This window comes from Micromonospora trifolii (genome assembly GCF_050516465.1).
In the GTDB taxonomy this organism is placed as follows: domain Bacteria; phylum Actinomycetota; class Actinomycetes; order Mycobacteriales; family Micromonosporaceae; genus Micromonospora; species Micromonospora trifolii.
Window position 1 is genome coordinate 642,698 of the sequence record NZ_CP191526.1, and the last position, 15,706, is coordinate 658,403.

Below are 15,706 nucleotides of genomic sequence, written 5' to 3' on the forward strand. Positions count from 1 at the left end.
GACCGCCGTTCCGACGCGTGCGCGCGTCACTCGCGATCCGGCGGCGCGGGCGGGCCGGGCCACTCCGTTCCGACCGCGGAAGGGCAACGATCACCCTGCGTTCCACGCCTTGCCCCCGTTTCCTGTCGTCGACCGGCGAGCGGTCGGCGTCGTCCCACCACCTGTGCGGGCATGCCGCATGGGCGGCCGCCTCACCCCGCCGGTCGCGCAGCGGAAAGGTACCAGTGCGTTCTCCGCCGGAACACCCTCTCCTCACCTCGGGGTAACTGTCCGTTCGGATCACATCTGGCAAATGGTGCATTTACCATTCGCGACGTACCGTCGGTGCCGACGGCGAAACGTCACTGCGCGGACGAACAGGCCCGCCCCGCATCGGTGACCTGGTAGATCCGCACGTGGCCCTCCCGGTGGACCAGGGTCACCCGCTTGCTGTCGTCGAGCCGCTTCTGCTCGTAGTTCGCCCGCCAGCCCTTGTAGTCGCGGCCGCCCACCACCACGTACTCGATACCGAACCGGCGTACCGTGCAGCCCTGGTTCTTCGGCCCCTTCTGGTTGACCAGCCAGGTGAACGCCCGCCACCGGTCCGTGTAGTTGTCCCGGCCCACCTTCTCCAGCGGCGGGATCCCGAACAGCGTCGGGACGCCGTAGTCGGCGTGGGCCCAGGACATGAACTGCCGGTGCCGGTCGTACGCGACCACCTTGTCCGGCGGCGTGTGCTCGGCCAGCCACTCGAAGGTCCGGGTGTACTCCTGCCCGACCGGCGCCCGCTGCACCATCGTCTTGCGCAGCGGGCGCCACGTGTCGGGCACCAGGGCGAGCGACGCCAGACTCGCGACCACGACCGAGGCCGCGACCGCGGTGGGGACGGCGGATCCGCGCAGCGTCCCGGCGCGGGCGACGAACCGCACGAGCAGCCACTGGACTCCCAACCCGATGACTGTCGCGCCCGCCACGGTGAGCACCCCGTACACCGGGAAGATCATCGAACGCGGTCGTTCGGCGTCGCCGTACCAGAGGCCGGCCAGGGCCTGTGCGGCCGACGAGCCCGACGCGACGGTCCAGATCCCCAGGAGCGTGAACAGGACGCCGGCCAGCAGCCACGGGCGGGCCCAGCGCACCTGCGGCAGCACCAGCGACAGGGGAGACGCGAGCAGGCAGGCGATGACGATCCAGACGCCGACCTGAACGGCCAGCCCATCGAGCTGGGCATTGTTGCCCGGCACCGGGAAGCCCCACAGCACGTAGCGTTGCGGATCGGTGACCCAGTATTCGATCGCCTTGCCCCACTGGCCGAGCAGGTCGGGCGGCTCGGTGATCCGCTCACCGCCGGCGCCCAGGATGACGCCGATCAGGGGCAGGATCGGGACGAGGCCCGCGACGGCCGCCGCGCCGATGCCCGCCCCGCTGCGGCGCCAGGTCAGGGCCCCCGGCACCACCAGCAGGAAACCCAGCGCGAGCACGCCGACGAAGAGGACGTCGTACGAGTGCATCATCACGATGCCGGCGCCCCCGAGGCCGGCCAGCAGGCCGAGCCGTACCGGGTGTTGGCCGCGCAGGGATAGTGCGAGCAGCAGGGCGACGCCACCGGCCAGACAGGGAGCGGTCTGCTCGTTGACCCGACCGGTGATCAGTGAGGTCCACATCGGGCCCAGGAAGGCCGGAGCGGTGGCGGCGGCGGCCGCGATCACCGGTCCCCCGCGAAGGATCCGGACGGCGGCGTAGATGCCGGCGACCAGGGCCAGCGGCCCGATGACGATCGCCCACGCGGTCATCGTCGTGCTCAGCAACCCGCCGGACAGGTGGGTCGCCTGCGCCCAGGCGACGTTCTCCGCCAGCGGATAGAACTCGCACGAGGTGACCGTGTCGGTCGAACCCGAACTGCACACGGAGGGAATGTCGACGCTGTTCGTGTCCAGAATGCGCCTCGCCATGTACCCGTGGTTCATCGCGTCCCAGCCGGGAGTGGCGGCGAGTCTCCCCACCATCGCCCAGCCGTAGGCCAGGGTCACCACCGACGGCACGGCGACGGCGATCAGGTCGGCGCGGCGTGGCAGGACCGGGCGGATCCGGAAACGCGACACCTTTGAGCGGCGTTGGTCGCCGTTCGTGTCGTCGGCGCCGCGCTCGGCGGCTGGCTGCTGGTCAGCGGCCTTGCGCCGGTACAGCAGCTGGGAGAACGCGACCGCAGCGCCGGCCACGAGCAGCTCCGCGACGAGCGCCGCCGAGGCGCTGTCGGGCAGCCCGAGCGCGGGCAGCCAGGCCATCGCCAGCGCGATCAGGCCCAGGGTCAGGGCGGGGGCGGCCGCCCAGGCAACCCAGCGGTACCGCCCCGGCGGAAGGGCGAAGCCGAGCAGCGCCCCGGGCACGACGGCCACGAGAAGGGCGATGAGTGTGGTCAAGATTGGTTCCCTCCCGTGTCGCCGCGCAGCCGCAGCGGCCGGAAGAGTACCGGAACGAGGGCGGTGGGCGGTGCCCTCTTGTTGCCGAGTGTCGGCGCGCCGTTGGGACGGCTGATGCCGCTGAGCCCGTAGGTCCCTCAGCACGACGGTGGCCGGTCGCGCCCTCCCCGGCGACGACCGACCACCGTGCCCTCGTGGGCGACCAGGCTCAGTACGAGTAGCCCGAGCCGCCGGCGTCGTTAGAGCCGCTGTCCGCCGGCGGTGCGACCGCCTTCGGCGTGCCCTTGGGCAGGCAGCTCAGGTTCTTCTTGCCGTCCGGCTGGACCACGAACCAGGTGCCGCCGACAGCCTGGCCCTTCCACTGGCCGGGCTTCTTGTCACCGATGTAGCGGTAGACCGGCCAGCCAGCGATGGTGAGCTGACGGGTGCCGTCCTGCCGGGTCACGCTGCCGACCTTGTCGTCCGAGACGCCGGTGAGCTCCGGGTTGCCGTCGGTCAGTGCCGGGGGCCACACCTCGGCGCACTTGTCGACGCAGTTCGACGACGGCGGGTCGGCGGTGTCCTTGTCGAAGCGGTACAGGATCCAGCCATCCTGGTCGGTGACCACCTTGCCCATCCGGGCGACACTCTTACCGACCAACTTCTCGGTCAGGTCGACGTCCGCGGGCGGGGCGTCGGCGGCGGGCGCCTCCGGGGAAGCCGAGGCCTCAGGTTCAACCGTCGCGGTGGGCTCGGCCGCGGCGACGGCGACCGGCTCGGCCGCGCTCGAGTTCGCCCCGTCGTAACCCGCGGGAGCGCAGGCCGTTAGTGCGACCATCGCGCTCGCGACGATGACGGTCCGCTTCATCTGTGCCACGTGCCCTCCTCATTCTTGACAGTTCACCCATAGGTACGGCGGGCAGGCTGTCAAGGTTGAAGTAGTAACAGTGGTCAATTTCACGTAAAACGATTGAACCGTTTCCGGCCGCCATGCGTACGCCCCCGCGAGGGCCCCTTGGTGCAACGACAGATCGGCGCCGGTCATTGTGACAATGACCGGCGCCGATGCGGTAGCCGCGCTTACATGGGTACGGTGACCAGTGGACTCGCCACGCCGTTGGCATCCACCGACTGCACCTGGAGCTGCTTGATGTCCTTCGGCAGAGCCGACGTGGAGGCACTCAGTTCGAGACCCTGCGGTCGGGTGTTGGTGCCATAACCGCCATCCGGCACCGACCAGCTCGAGATGACCTCGGTGCTGCCGTTCTTGCGCACCACCACCAGTCGGCAGACGCGTGGGCCGGGCAGCTTCCGCAGGCTGAAATTGATCCGGGTGCCGTAATCCTTCGTCACCAGGAACATGGTGGTCTGCACACCGGTGGTCGGGTCGGTCGCCTCGACCTGGTCACCCTCCACCTCGGTGCCGCCCACACCCGGGCCGCTCGGCGCGGCCGTCGGCACGCTCGTCGTCGGGTCGTTGGGTGCGCTCGGCGTCGACTCGGCGAGCACCCCCGGCGGCTGCTCGTTGCCGGTCACGCTGACGAAGCCGTACCCGGTCAGACCGCCGAAGACCACCACCGCGGCGGCCGTCGCGAGCATGTGACGAAACCGGGTACGCCGCCGGTCGGCCCGGACCGCGCCGAGCGTCCGGTCCAGCAGGGCCGGGTCGGTCGCCGTCTGCTCCAGCGCCATCATCGTCTCGCCGTCGATGTCGGAGAGCAGCCCGACCACCGGCACCATCGTCTCCAACTCGGCAGCGCACGCCCAGCAGGTGGCGAGATGCTCCTCGAACCGCTCAGTGTCCTGCTCGTCGAGCACACCGAGCGCGTACGCCGCGACGTCCATGTGGTCCGGCCGGCTCATTCTGTCACCCCCCGCTCCTGCAGAGCCGTGCGCAGCGCGCGCAGCGCGTAGTAGACCCTCGACTTGGCGGTGCCGAGCGGCAGGCCCAACTCCTCGGCGGCCTCCGGCACCGTCCGCCCCCGGAAGTACGTCGAGATCAGGATCTCCCGGTGCGACTGACTGAGCGTACGCAGCGCGTCCGCCACCGTCATGGTTCGCAGCACCCGGTCGGTGCTGTCCGCCTCGGCGAACGCGGTGAGGTCCCGGTCGTACGTCTCCGGCGGCCGGGCCTCCTGGCTGCGGTGCTCGTCGATGGCGATCCGGCGGGCCACCGTCACCAACCAGGGCCGCAGCGACCCCTGCCCCTGGGTGCCCAGGCGGTGCGCGTTGCGCCAGGCCCGCAGCAGCGTCTCCTGGACGATGTCCTCCGCGCGCTGCCGGTCCCCCCCGGTGAGGCGCATGACGAACATCAGCAACGGGCCGGCGTGCTCGGCATAGAGCTGACGGATCAACTGGTCGGAGTGGCTGGCCTCGGTTGTCGTCGCCTGATGGCGCCCGGGCGCCGGTCGCGGCGTCACCGGACCATTCTGGCGAGGCGTCGCCCGCGCGTCGACCCCCCGGGCAGACGAGGTTGACCGTGACGAGGGTCGCGCCGACAACCAGTCAGCGCGTACCGCGTCGCCATGCCAACCGGCCGCCACCGCGTGCATGCAGACCTCCGGGATGTCCGTGACCAACGCCGGCCCACGAGGTGGGCCGCCCGGTGGTACGCAGCGCCGGCCCCAGCGGATCAACAAACGACGAAAAAACTTCCTCCGCCGCTGTTGAGTGGACGGTCAGCGGCGTACCGAGAACAGCCCCGGCGGTGGCGGATCGGAGCCGGTCGCGTCGGCGTCCCGCACCACCTGCGCGCCACCGACGAAGCGGTCCAGGTCGTCGCCGGCCACCACCCGGCCGGGGAACCAGTCGCCGGCAGCGCGTCTGGTCAGCTCCGGCACCGGCGGTGTGGACCGCCCGGCGACCAGCACCAGATTCCCGTACCGGCGCCCACGCAGCACCGCCGCGTCCCCGACCAGGCAGGCCTGCGGCAGCACCGAACGGACCGTGGCGACCTGCCCACGGGCGTGCCGCAGCGGCGGACCGTCGGCCAGGTTCGCCAGGTACCAACCGGCGGGGCGGAGCACCCGGGCCACCTCGGCGGCGTACTCCACCGACGTGAGGTGAGCCGGAGTACGCGCACCGGCGAACACGTCGGCGACCACCACGTCGTAGCTGGCCTCCCGGGTGGACGCCAGCACCGCCCGGGCGTCCTCCACCCGGACCCGCAACCGGGCGTCGGACGGCCATGGCAACGCCCGACGGACCAGCTCCACCAGCGCACCGTCCACCTCGGACACCCGCTGGGTCGACCCGGGTCGGGTGGCGGAGACGTACCGGGGCAGGGTCAGCGCGCCGCCACCCAGATGCAGCACCCGCAGCGGCTCACCGGCCGGTGCGATCAGATCCACGGCGGCGGCCAACCGCCGCACGTACTCGAACTCCAAATGGGTGGGGTCGGTCAGGTCGACGTGCGACTGCGGCGCGCCGTCCAGCAGCAGCGTCCACGAGCCGGCCCGGTCCGGAGCCGGGACGAGCTCCGCCAGCCCGGTGTCCACCTGCTCGACCACCCGGTCATCCGCCCGTTTACGCCCCACCGGAACCAGTATCCGCGCTCATCGGGCGGCGCGGGCCGCGGCGGTCAACGCACGGTGCAGCAGCCGGGAATCGCCGAGCAGGGCCCGCAGTCGGCGCTCCAGGCCGGCGATCGGGATCAGGTTCTGCGGGGCCCGCGGATCCTTGTACGGGGTGGACGCGAAGCGCGGCAGGGTCACCAGCGACAGGTCGGCCAGCTCGATCGCCGCCTCGACGGGCAGGTCGGCGGAGCACTCCACCCGGACGACGCCGGCCCACGGCGCGCCGATCGCCACCGGCAGCCGCAAATACCACGACCAACCACCCCAGGCGGTGCCGAGCCGGAACACCGGGGACCGCTCACCCGACGCCATACCCGTCACCACCGCGGTCAGCCGGGCATCCAGATACTGACTGTGCTGCGTCTTGATGTAGCCCAGCGTGCGCGGCAACTGCCGACGACTACGCAGCGGGCCGTCCACCACCAACAGGTCACCGTCGACCCGGGCGGCGTCGGACACCGCCACCTCCAACGCGGTCAGCGGGCCCTGCACGGCGGCCGGCAGCTTCGCCAGCTCACCGGTGCCACCCACCCGGTGCACCGGGTAACGGATCGCACCCGCCACCACATCCTGCGCCGACGGGCTCGCGGTGAACAGGCCCCGGGCAACCCGGGTGCCCGCCAACTGCGCCGCACCCCGCCCCAGGTCACACCGGACCACCCCGGCCGCGTACGAGGCGGCCAACCCGGGGAACGACAGGCCGTCGGTCTCGGCCGTCCAGATGCTCGCGTCGATGCGGCGAACCCCGTCGACCAGCAACACCACGTCGGGCGCCCGCACCCCGGGGCGTACCCCGATCGCCCGCCAGTCCACGGCGGGCAACTCCACGTCCGCGTCGACCTGGGCGCTGCTCGGCGCGGCCGGCCCGGCGGCGGACGCCTCGAACGACGCCCCGTACGCCGGATCCCACGAATCCACGAAGAACGCGGCGTCACTCGCGCTCACCGGGTCGGCCTTTCGTTCGCGACTGCGGGGCTCCGCTGCGCTGCACTCCTCGCGCTCACCGGGTCGGCCTTTCGTTCGCGACTGCGGGGCTCCGCTGCGCTGCACTCCTCGCGCTCACCGGCCCGTCCGCTCCACGCGCGCGGACCGGGCATCCTTGCGCACCTCGAAGCGGACCGGGATGCGCTCGGCCAACGCCGGCACGTGGGTGACCACGCCGACCATCCGATCGCCCCGGGCCGCCAGGTTTTCCAGGGTCGCCGCCACCGTGTCCAGGGTGGCGGCGTCGAGCGTGCCGAAACCCTCATCCAGGACGATCGACTCCAGGCTCGCCGCCGTGGTGGACATCCCGGCCAACTGCTCGGAGAGCGCCAACGCCAACGCCAGCGACGCCTGGAACGTCTCACCGCCGGACAGGGTGCGCACGCCCCGCCGCAGCCCCGCGTCGTGGTGGTCGACCACCACGAACTCGCCCTTGTCGTGCACCAGCTCGTACTGCCCGGAGGACAACTCGCGCAGGATCCCCGACGCGCCGTCGACCAGCAGGTCCAACGCCTCGGCCAGCAACCACCGCTCGAAGTTGTTGGCCCGCAGGTGCCCGGCGAGCGCGCGCGCCACCTGAGCCTCCCGCTCGTGCCCCGCCCGCTGCTCGCGCAGCGTCCCGGCCTGCTCGCGACGCTCGTGCAGCCGCCGCCGGTCGGCGTCGGCCCGCTCCACCGCCACGGTCGCCGCGTGCACCGGGTCGTCCCTGACCGGCACGTCGGCGGCGGCGAAGATGCCCGCGATGGCCCGCTGCACGCCGTCGGCCACCGACTCGGCCTCCGCCACGGCGGCGGCCCGAACGGCCCGCTCGGCGCGGCGGCGGTCCGCCTCGGTGGTCGCCCACTCGGTCAGCGCCGCCCACGCGGCAGCCACGTCGTCCCGGTCGGTCGCCGGTGGGCCGAACCGGGCCAACCCGTCGCGGGCGGTGTCGAAGGCCCGCCACGCCGCCCGCAGCCGCTCCTCGGCGGAGTCCACCCCGGCCCGGGCCTGCCGAGCGGTCTCGCGGCCGGCCCGGACCGCGGTCGCCGCCTCGTCCAGCGCGCGCCGCAACCGGGCGTGCTCGGCCAACTCCCGGCGTAGCACGGCCGGCTCGGCCGCGCCGGAGAGCTGCCCGTCCAGTTCGGCCAGCCGGGCCTCCATCTGCTCCTGCCGGGCTCGCGCCTGCACCAGCAGCCGCTCCAGCTCCCGTGCCGCCGTGTCCCGCTCCTGCACGGTGCTCTGCGCGGCCTTGGTCGCGGCCCGCGCGGCCTTGCCCGCCGCCGTCGCGGCGGCCACCGCCGAATCGGCCGGCACCGCCGGCACCTCGGCGACCGGCTGCTCGCAAACCGGGCACGCCGCACCGGCATGCAGGTGCACCCGCAGGCTCACCGCCAGGTCGGTTGCCTTCGCCTCCTCGTGCGCCCGGAAGGCCGCCTCCAGCTCGGCGTCGGCCCGCTCGGCGACCACGCGGGCGGCGGCCAGGGCCGCCACCGCCGCGGCGTGCTCGTCGTTCGCCGCGCGCACCGTCGCCCGGACCGTGTCGGCCTCGCCGGACAGCCGATCCCGATCGTCGTACGCCCGCAGTTGCAGTCGCAGCGCGCTCTCGTCACCGGCGGCGGCCAACTCGCCGCGCAGCTTGTCCTCCCGCTCCTCGGCCAGGGACACCGCGGTCGCCGCGGCCTCGGCGTCGGCCCGCGCCGCGGCGACCGCGCGAGCGACCTCGGTCACCCCACCCGGCGCGCGCACCCCGGTCAGCACGGTCAGCTCGTCGTCCAGCGCGGTCAGCGCCGCCGCGGCCTCCCGTGCGGTGACCCGGGCCGCCGCCAGCTCCGGCACCGCCTCGGCCACCGCCGCCGCCAGCTCGACCATCCGGTCCACCCGGGCGTCGGCCTCGGCCAACGCCTCGTCGTCCACGCCGGTCAACCCGGCGAGCACCTGGTCGACCGCCTCCAGCCGGGCCTCCGCCTGCGCGGCGCGCGCCGTCGCCTTCTTCTGCACGTCCTCGTAGACGCCGAGGCCCAGCAGGTTGACCAGGATCTGTTGCCGCGTCGCCGGCTTGGCGTGCAGGAAGTCGGCGAACTGCCCCTGTGGCAGCACCACACAGCTGGTGAACTGCTCGTACGGCAGCCCCACCGCCTCCAGCACCGCCTGCTCCATCTCGGCGGGGGTGCCGGCCACCACCTCGCCGAGGTCGTCCGGGCTCAATCCGGTGTCCAGTTTGGTCACGTCGAAGCCGGCCGGCATCAGCTGCAACCCGGCGTTCGCGGTCTTCACGTTGCCCCGGCCGTCCCGGCGGACCACCCGGGTCGCCACGTACCGGGCGCCGCCGGACTCGAAGACCAACCGCACCCGCGCCTCGGTCGCCGACGGCGCGAGCGCGTTCGCCAACCCTCGGGCGCCACCCCAGCGGGGCACCATGCCGTAGAGGGCGAAGCAGATCGCGTCCAGCACTGTCGACTTGCCCGAACCGGTCGGGCCGATCAACGCGAAGAAGTCGGCGTCGGTGAAGTCGACGGTGGTCTCGTCCCGGAAGACCGTGAAACCGGCCATGTCCAACCGCATCGGACGCATCAGTGCTCGACCTCCTCGAAAAGCTCGTCGAAGAGCTCCCGGACACCCTCGTCGGCGTGGCCGCGGCTGTCCAGGTAGTCGGCGAACAACTCCCGGGGCGAACGCCCCGACCGCTGGGCGATGCGCGCGCCGCTGCCCGGCGCGGCCAACAGCTCCGGGTCGATCCGGATCTCCAGGGCCCGGGGGAGCAGCTCCTGGATCTCCTCGCGCAGGCCGGCGCGGGGCTGCTCCCGCACGTACACCCGCAGCCACGCGTCCGGTGCCTCGATCTCGGCGAGCTGGGCCAGCGTGCCCCGCACCGTCCGCAGCGCGCTCGCCGCTGTCACCGGCACCTCCCGCACCCGGGCGGCGGTGCTGGCCGTCACCTCGACCATCGTCACCGAGGGGATGTTCTCCTGCTCACCGAAGTCCACCGCGAGCGGGCTGCCGCTGTACCGCACCGGACAGGGGCCCGCGACCCGCTGCGCCCGGTGCAGGTGACCCAGCGCCACGTAGTGCGCGGTGGCCGGGAAGACGGTGGCCGGAACGGCGTAGCCCAACACGGTGTGCGCGTCGCGCTCGCCACCACCGGTGGCCGCGCCGGTCACCGTCAGATGCGCGGTGACCAGGTGCACCCGGTCCGGTTCGGTGAAACCCTCGGTCAATCGCCCCAGAACCCGGCCCAGGTGGTCGGCGTACGTCTGGTTGGTCTCCGCGGCGGTCAGCTCGTACATCTCCAAGGCGCGCACCGCGTACCGCTGGGACAGGAACGGCAACGCGGCCAGCCGCCACCGCTCGCCACCGGCGGTGGTGCCGTCGATGACGTGCTCGGCCGGATTTTCCCGCACCCCGCCGCGCAGCGTGATGCCGGCGGCATCGGCCCATGGGCGCAGCGCGTCGAGCGCCGGGCCGTTGTCGTGGTTGCCGCCGATCGCCACCACGTCCGCGCCGGTCCGCCGCAACGCCGTCAACGCCCTGGTGACCAGGCGGGTCGCCTCCGAGCTGGGCGCGGCGGTGTCGTAGAGGTCGCCGGCGACGATCACCAGATCCGGCTGTTCGGCACGGGCGATCTCGATCACCCCGGCCAGCACGGCCTTGTGCTCGTCGGCCCGGGACTGCCCCTTGAGCACCTTTCCCACGTGCCAGTCGGAGGTGTGCAGGATCTTCATGGCTGTGCTGGCCTTCCAATCGCGACTGCGGGGCTCGCAAGCTCACTCCTCGCGCTCACCTGTGCCGGCCCCACCTAGAACGGGATGTCGTCGTCGGTGCCGCCGCCGGAGCCCACCACGGCGAACGGGTCGGCGGACTGGGTGATCGAGCGCAGCGTCTCCGATGGTGCCCGGCCCGCCTCGGAGACCCGGGTGGCCCAGGCCGGGAACGGGAACTCCAGGCAGAGCGGCACCGGGATGTCAGGCTGGTTGACGAACATGGTGCCCGGCTTGGCCAACAACGCCCGCTGGCGCTGCGCGGGCGGCAGGAAGCCGTACTCCGGGCGGGACGCCTCGGCCGGGTCGAGCCGGCCGACCACCCGGATCGCCGAGTTGGTGACGATCCTCCGCTCCACCTCGCTCGCCGTCTGCTGCGCGCCGATCAGGATCACCCCGAGCGAGCGGCCCCGCTCGGCGATGTCCAGCAGGACTTCCTTGATCGGCGAGGAGCCCTCCCGGGGGGCGTACTTGTTGAGCTCGTCGAGGACGACGAAGAGCAGCGGCTTGGCGGTGCCGGACTTCTCCTTGCGCTCGAACTCGCTCTTGAGCGTCACACCGACCACGAACCGCTGCGCGCGGTCGGGAAGGTTGTGCAGGTCGACCACAGTGACCTGGGCCGACTCGCTCGTGTTGATCGAGTGGGGGCGGCGGGTGGCGAGGTCACCGCGGATCAGCCGGGCCAGGTCCTTCTTACTGCCGATCAACCGCCGGGCGAACGCGTTGACGGTGCCCAGCCCCACCGCGCTGCCCGCCCAGTCGGAGCGGGTCTCGTCGTCGTTGAGCTGATCGACGATGTGGTCGACCAGATCGCCGTAGGAGCCGAGCCGGACCCCGTCGATGCTCACCCCGCCGTCGGCGGGCTGGGCGTAGCGGGCCAGGTGCGCGGCCACCGAGTGGACCACCATCGTGTACTGCTGGCGCTCGTCGTCGGCGTCGGCGAAGACGTACGGCAGCAGGCGGTCGGTGCAGAACTCGCTCAGCGTCCAGTAGAACGAGTCCACTCCGGTGAGCCGGCTGCTCACATCCGGCGTGCCGGCCGAGTCGCCGACCCGGGGTGGGGCGTAGACCCGCACGTCGGGGAAGGCGCCGGCGCTCAACCCGAGCTTCGCGTACGCCGCTCGGGTGGGCTCGTCCAGGCGGGTGTTGGGGTGGTCCAGGAAGAGCAGATCCTCACCCTTGACGTTGAAGATCAGCGCCTTGGCGTTGACCGCGTCGCCGCCCAGCACGCCGGAGCGGAACACCGAGTAGAGCAGGAAGGTGGCGAAGCTGGTCTTGGTGGCCACCCCGGAGATGCCGGAGATGGAGACGTGCGCGCCCCGACTGCCGTCGAGGAAGTCGGCGTTGAGGTAGACCGGGACCCCGTCCCGACCCATCCCCATCGGGATGCGCCGCTCCATCCGGTCGAAGTGCAGCGCGCGCGCCCGGGCGTCACCCTCGGCCCGGTGCACCACCGCGCCCGGGGTCGGCGGCACGTACAGCTCCGGATCGACCCGGGTGGTGGTGATCTCGGCCGCCTCCTGCACCTGCGCGGGCAGCGTGCCGTCGGCGATGGCGAACACGTCGGAGTCGAACTGGGCGCCCTCGTGCCGGGCGCGGACCTGGGTGACCACCCCGGCGATCGTCACCGGCTCCCGGTTCGGCAGCTCCCGTCGGGTGACCACCACGTCGTCGAGCTGGAGGTAACTGCCGGGCGCCACGGCCGTCCAGAACTGCAACGGGGTGGCGTCGGCGGTGCCCAGCACCCGCCCGACCGCCTCGCCCGGGCTGTCGAGGTCGGCGTCGGTCATCGGGCGACTCGGGTCGGTCGGGCATCACGGTCGGCGCGCATGCCCTGCATCCTGCCCGAGGAGTACGACAGGTCGCCACGCGACGCGGCGGACGACACCATGCGCCGTCACACTCACGACGGTGGGTGTGTGACAGCGCGACGGCGGGTTACGGGCGGGCGTGGCGGAGCAGGAGGACACCGTCCTCGGCGGCGAGCACGTGCCGCAGTGCCAGGTGCCGGGGCGGTGCGGCGTCGCCGGCGGTGATTCGGCCAGAGCCGGGTCCGGCCAGCAGCGGCGAGACGGTGAGGCACAGCTCGTCCACCAGGTCGGCGGCGGTGAGCGCGCCAAACAGGTGTGGGCCGCCCTCGCAGAGCAGTTGGGTGAGCCCGCGTCGGTGCAGCTCGGCGAGACCGGCGGCCAGGTCGACCCGCTCGGTGCCGCAGCGCAGCACGTCGGCGACGTCGGTCAGCCCGGGCGGTGGATCGGCGTCGGCGTGGGTGAGCACCACCGGGCGGGTCGGCGCGTCGGCGAAGGCGGCCTGCGCCGGATCCAGGTCGAGCGAACCGGAGACGACCACCAGCGTCGGGTAGTCGGCCAGCCCGTTGGCGCGGCGCCAGGCGCGGCGGCGCTCGTTGAGCCGGACCGCTCGATAGCCCTCGTGGCGGAGCGTTCCGGCGGCTACCACCAGGGCGTCGCAGACCATCCGCAGCAGGCCGAACACCCGCTTGTCCGGCTCGCCGGAGAGACCGGCGGAGTAGCCGTCCACGGTGACCGCGCCGTCGAGGCTGGCCACGAAGTTCACCCGCAGTCGGGGCTCGTCGGCGCGGTCGTAGAGGGCGGTCAGCGCGGTGTCGTCGAGCGGCTGCGTCGACGGCTCGGGCCAGAGCCGTCGGATCGGAATTCCGACGGTCATTCGCTGGCCGGACCGGTGACCGGAGGGGTGGGTTCGGCGGTACGGTGCTGGCAGTCGCACCAGTTCCGGCCCGGGCAGTCGTCGTGTCGCCGGGCCCGGCACGCTCGGCAGATCATGCTCGCAGCCTAAGCCGCGGGAGGACAGGACAGCATGTCGCGTCAGATCTTCCAGCTGAAGATGTCCCTCGCCGGGACCCGCCCGCCGGTGTGGCGCCGGGTGCTCGTGCCGGCCGGCTACACGCTGGACCGGCTGCACCGGGTGGTGCAGCACGCGATGGGTTGGCGGGACTGCCACCTGCACTCGTTCGAGATCGACGCGATGCAGTATGGCGAGCCGGACCCGGACGGGGAGTTGGCGTTGCACGACGAGCTGGACGTGCGGCTCGACGCGGTGCTCGGCAAGGGCAGCCGGTTCTCCTACACGTACGACTTCGGCGACTGGTGGGAGCACGACCTGACCGTTGAGGACGCGTTGACCGCCGACCCCGACGAGCGGTATCCGGTCTGCCTGGCCGGCGAGCGGGCCTGCCCGCCGGAGGGTGTCGGCGGGCCGTTGGGATACCAGGCGCTCCTGGAAGCCCTGGACGACCAGAGCGCCACGGCCGACCCCGTCAGCTCCCGCCACGCGATGCTGCGCGACTGGGCGGGGTCGACCTTCGACCCGGCCCGCTTCGACCCCACCCGCGCAACCACCCTTCTCCGCCACTTCTGCTGACCCGCCCCCGGCCCTCCGGCCCCGGGTGTTGTTGATCAAGAAGTTTGCGTCAGCAGCGCCACCTTTCCTGACCGAAACCTCTTGATCACCAGGGGTGGGGCGGGGGGTGTGGTTGGGGTGGGTGCGGTGGGAGTGGTCAGCGGTAACGATCTGGGAACGCTCCCAACGTCCTATTGACACTCCCGTTACCCGCCGGCAATCTCATGGGAGCGCTCCCGGAGGTGGCATGGGTCACTCACGCATCCCCGGCCTGGCGCGATGAGACACCCCCCACCACAACCACCCAGCCTCACCACCGGAAAGAGGGGTCAGCGCATGAGTGTCACCACGCGGCGTACCCGCCTGGCGGCCGCTGCCCTGGCCGCGATCACCGCAATCGGCGGTCTCGCGGCCTGCGGCAACGACGACGACAAGCCGGCGGCCGGCGAGAAGCCGGCCAAGCTGGTCGTCGATACCTTCGGCGAGATGGGCTACGACGAGCTCGTCAAGCAGTACGAGAAGGACACCGGCATCAAGGTCGAGCTGCGCAAGACCGCACAGCTCGGTGAGTACCGGCCGAAGCTGGTCCGCTACCTGGCCACCGGCAAGGGCGCGGCGGACGTCACCGCCCTGGAAGAGGGCATCCTCAACGAGTTCAAGCCCAACGCGCGCAACTGGGCCGACCTCACCCCGCTGGTCGCCGACCACTCGAAGGAATACCTGCCCTGGAAGTGGGAGCTGGGCAAGGCGCCGGACGGCCGGCTGATCGGCCTGCCGACCGACGTCGGCAGCCTCGCCGTCTGCTACCGCAAGGACCTGTTCCAGGCGGCCGGCCTGCCCACCGAGCGCGACCAGGTGTCGGCGCTCTGGCCGGACTGGAAGGGCTTCCACGACGCCGGTCTGAAGTACAAGCAGGGCACCGGCGGCAAGGCGTTCATCGACTCGATCACCGCCGTCTCCAACGGTGTGCTCTTCCAGGGCAACGGTGACCTGTTCTACGACAAGGAAGACAACATCATCGCGGACACCAGCCCCGCGGTGAAGAACGCCTGGGACACCGCCACCTCGATGGCGGACATCTCCGCCAAGGCGTCCACCTGGTCGCCGGAGTGGTCGGGTGGCTTCAAGCAGGGCACCTTCGCGGCGACCTTCTGCCCGTCCTGGATGCTCGGCATCGTGTCGGACAACTCCGGTCCGGCCAACAAGGGCAAGTGGGATGTCGCGTCCGTGCCGGGCGGCGGCGGTAACTGGGGCGGCTCGTGGCTCGCGGTTCCGGCGCAGAGCAAGTACCCGAAGGAGGCGGCGAAGCTCGCCGAGTACCTGACCAACGCGAAGAGCCAGGTCGAGGCCTTCAAGCTCAAGGGCCCGCTGCCGACGAACCTGGAGGCGCTGAAGAACGACGCGTTCATCAGCTACACCAACGAGTACTTCAGCAACGCGCCGACCGGCAAGATCTTCGGGGAGAGCGTCGCCAAGATCCAGCCGACCCACCTGGGTCCGAAGCACCAGGCGGTCAAGGAGAACGCACTCGAGCCGGCTCTGCGGGCGTTCGAGAACGGGCAGGCCGACAAGGCGAAGGCCTGGGAGCAGTTCACGAAGGACGCCAAGACTCAGGGCGCATTCTGAGTGATTCCCTGCCGGTGGCGTTCGGGGTTTC

At 72.0% G+C, this 15,706-nt stretch carries 12 protein-coding genes; 2 read left to right on the forward strand and 10 right to left on the reverse strand.

Annotated elements, in window-relative coordinates:
* Nucleotides 1-341: 341 nt before the first annotated feature.
* From ACQRWP_RS02950 to ACQRWP_RS02995, 10 genes are all read right to left on the reverse strand, one after another.
* Nucleotides 342-2,399, reverse strand: a complete 2,058-nt coding sequence (locus ACQRWP_RS02950) for a DUF6541 family protein (RefSeq protein ID WP_430500684.1) — start codon at nt 2,397-2,399, stop codon at nt 342-344.
* Nucleotides 2,400-2,607: 208 nt separating this feature from the next.
* Nucleotides 2,608-3,255 carry a hypothetical protein gene (locus ACQRWP_RS02955; RefSeq protein ID WP_238678867.1) on the reverse strand — a complete coding sequence of 216 codons (648 nt, stop codon included), beginning with the start codon at nt 3,253-3,255 and terminating at the stop codon, nt 2,608-2,610.
* A 203-nt stretch (nt 3,256-3,458) separates the two neighbouring features.
* Nucleotides 3,459-4,241 carry an anti-sigma factor family protein gene (locus tag ACQRWP_RS02960; RefSeq protein ID WP_430500685.1) on the reverse strand — a complete coding sequence of 261 codons (783 nt, stop codon included), beginning with the start codon at nt 4,239-4,241 and terminating at the stop codon, nt 3,459-3,461.
* On the reverse strand, nt 4,238-4,930 hold the full coding sequence (locus ACQRWP_RS02965) for a sigma-70 family RNA polymerase sigma factor (RefSeq protein WP_091400696.1): 693 nt from the start codon (nt 4,928-4,930) through the stop codon (nt 4,238-4,240). Before ACQRWP_RS02965 ends, ACQRWP_RS02960 begins: the two co-directional genes overlap by 4 nt.
* 126 nt (nt 4,931-5,056) lie before the next feature.
* Nucleotides 5,057-5,914, reverse strand: a complete 858-nt coding sequence (locus ACQRWP_RS02970; protein WP_430500686.1) for a spermidine synthase — start codon at nt 5,912-5,914, stop codon at nt 5,057-5,059.
* An 18-nt stretch (nt 5,915-5,932) separates the two neighbouring features.
* Nucleotides 5,933-6,898 carry a hypothetical protein gene (locus tag ACQRWP_RS02975; protein ID WP_430500687.1) on the reverse strand — a complete coding sequence of 322 codons (966 nt, stop codon included), beginning with the start codon at nt 6,896-6,898 and terminating at the stop codon, nt 5,933-5,935.
* Between the two features lie 114 nt (nt 6,899-7,012).
* Nucleotides 7,013-9,487 (reverse strand): AAA family ATPase, encoded by a 2,475-nt coding sequence (locus tag ACQRWP_RS02980; RefSeq protein WP_430500688.1) that lies wholly within the window; start codon nt 9,485-9,487, stop codon nt 7,013-7,015.
* Complete coding sequence (locus ACQRWP_RS02985) at nt 9,487-10,635, reverse strand: exonuclease SbcCD subunit D (protein WP_430500689.1); 1,149 nt, start codon at nt 10,633-10,635, stop codon at nt 9,487-9,489. Before ACQRWP_RS02985 ends, ACQRWP_RS02980 begins: the two co-directional genes overlap by 1 nt.
* Nucleotides 10,636-10,709: 74 nt before the next feature.
* On the reverse strand, nt 10,710-12,461 hold the full coding sequence (locus tag ACQRWP_RS02990) for an ATP-binding protein (protein ID WP_430500690.1): 1,752 nt from the start codon (nt 12,459-12,461) through the stop codon (nt 10,710-10,712).
* 148 nt (nt 12,462-12,609) lie between these two features.
* Nucleotides 12,610-13,356, reverse strand: a complete 747-nt coding sequence (locus tag ACQRWP_RS02995) for a pyrimidine reductase family protein (protein WP_430500691.1) — start codon at nt 13,354-13,356, stop codon at nt 12,610-12,612.
* A gap of 150 nt (nt 13,357-13,506) precedes the next feature.
* Between ACQRWP_RS02995 and ACQRWP_RS03000 the strand changes: the two genes are divergently transcribed.
* Nucleotides 13,507-14,070, forward strand: coding sequence for a plasmid pRiA4b ORF-3 family protein (locus tag ACQRWP_RS03000; RefSeq protein ID WP_430500692.1), 564 nt, complete (start codon nt 13,507-13,509; stop codon nt 14,068-14,070).
* A gap of 315 nt (nt 14,071-14,385) precedes the next feature.
* Nucleotides 14,386-15,675 (forward strand): ABC transporter substrate-binding protein, encoded by a 1,290-nt coding sequence (locus tag ACQRWP_RS03005; protein ID WP_430500693.1) that lies wholly within the window; start codon nt 14,386-14,388, stop codon nt 15,673-15,675.
* The last annotated feature ends 31 nt before the right edge of the window (nt 15,676-15,706 follow it).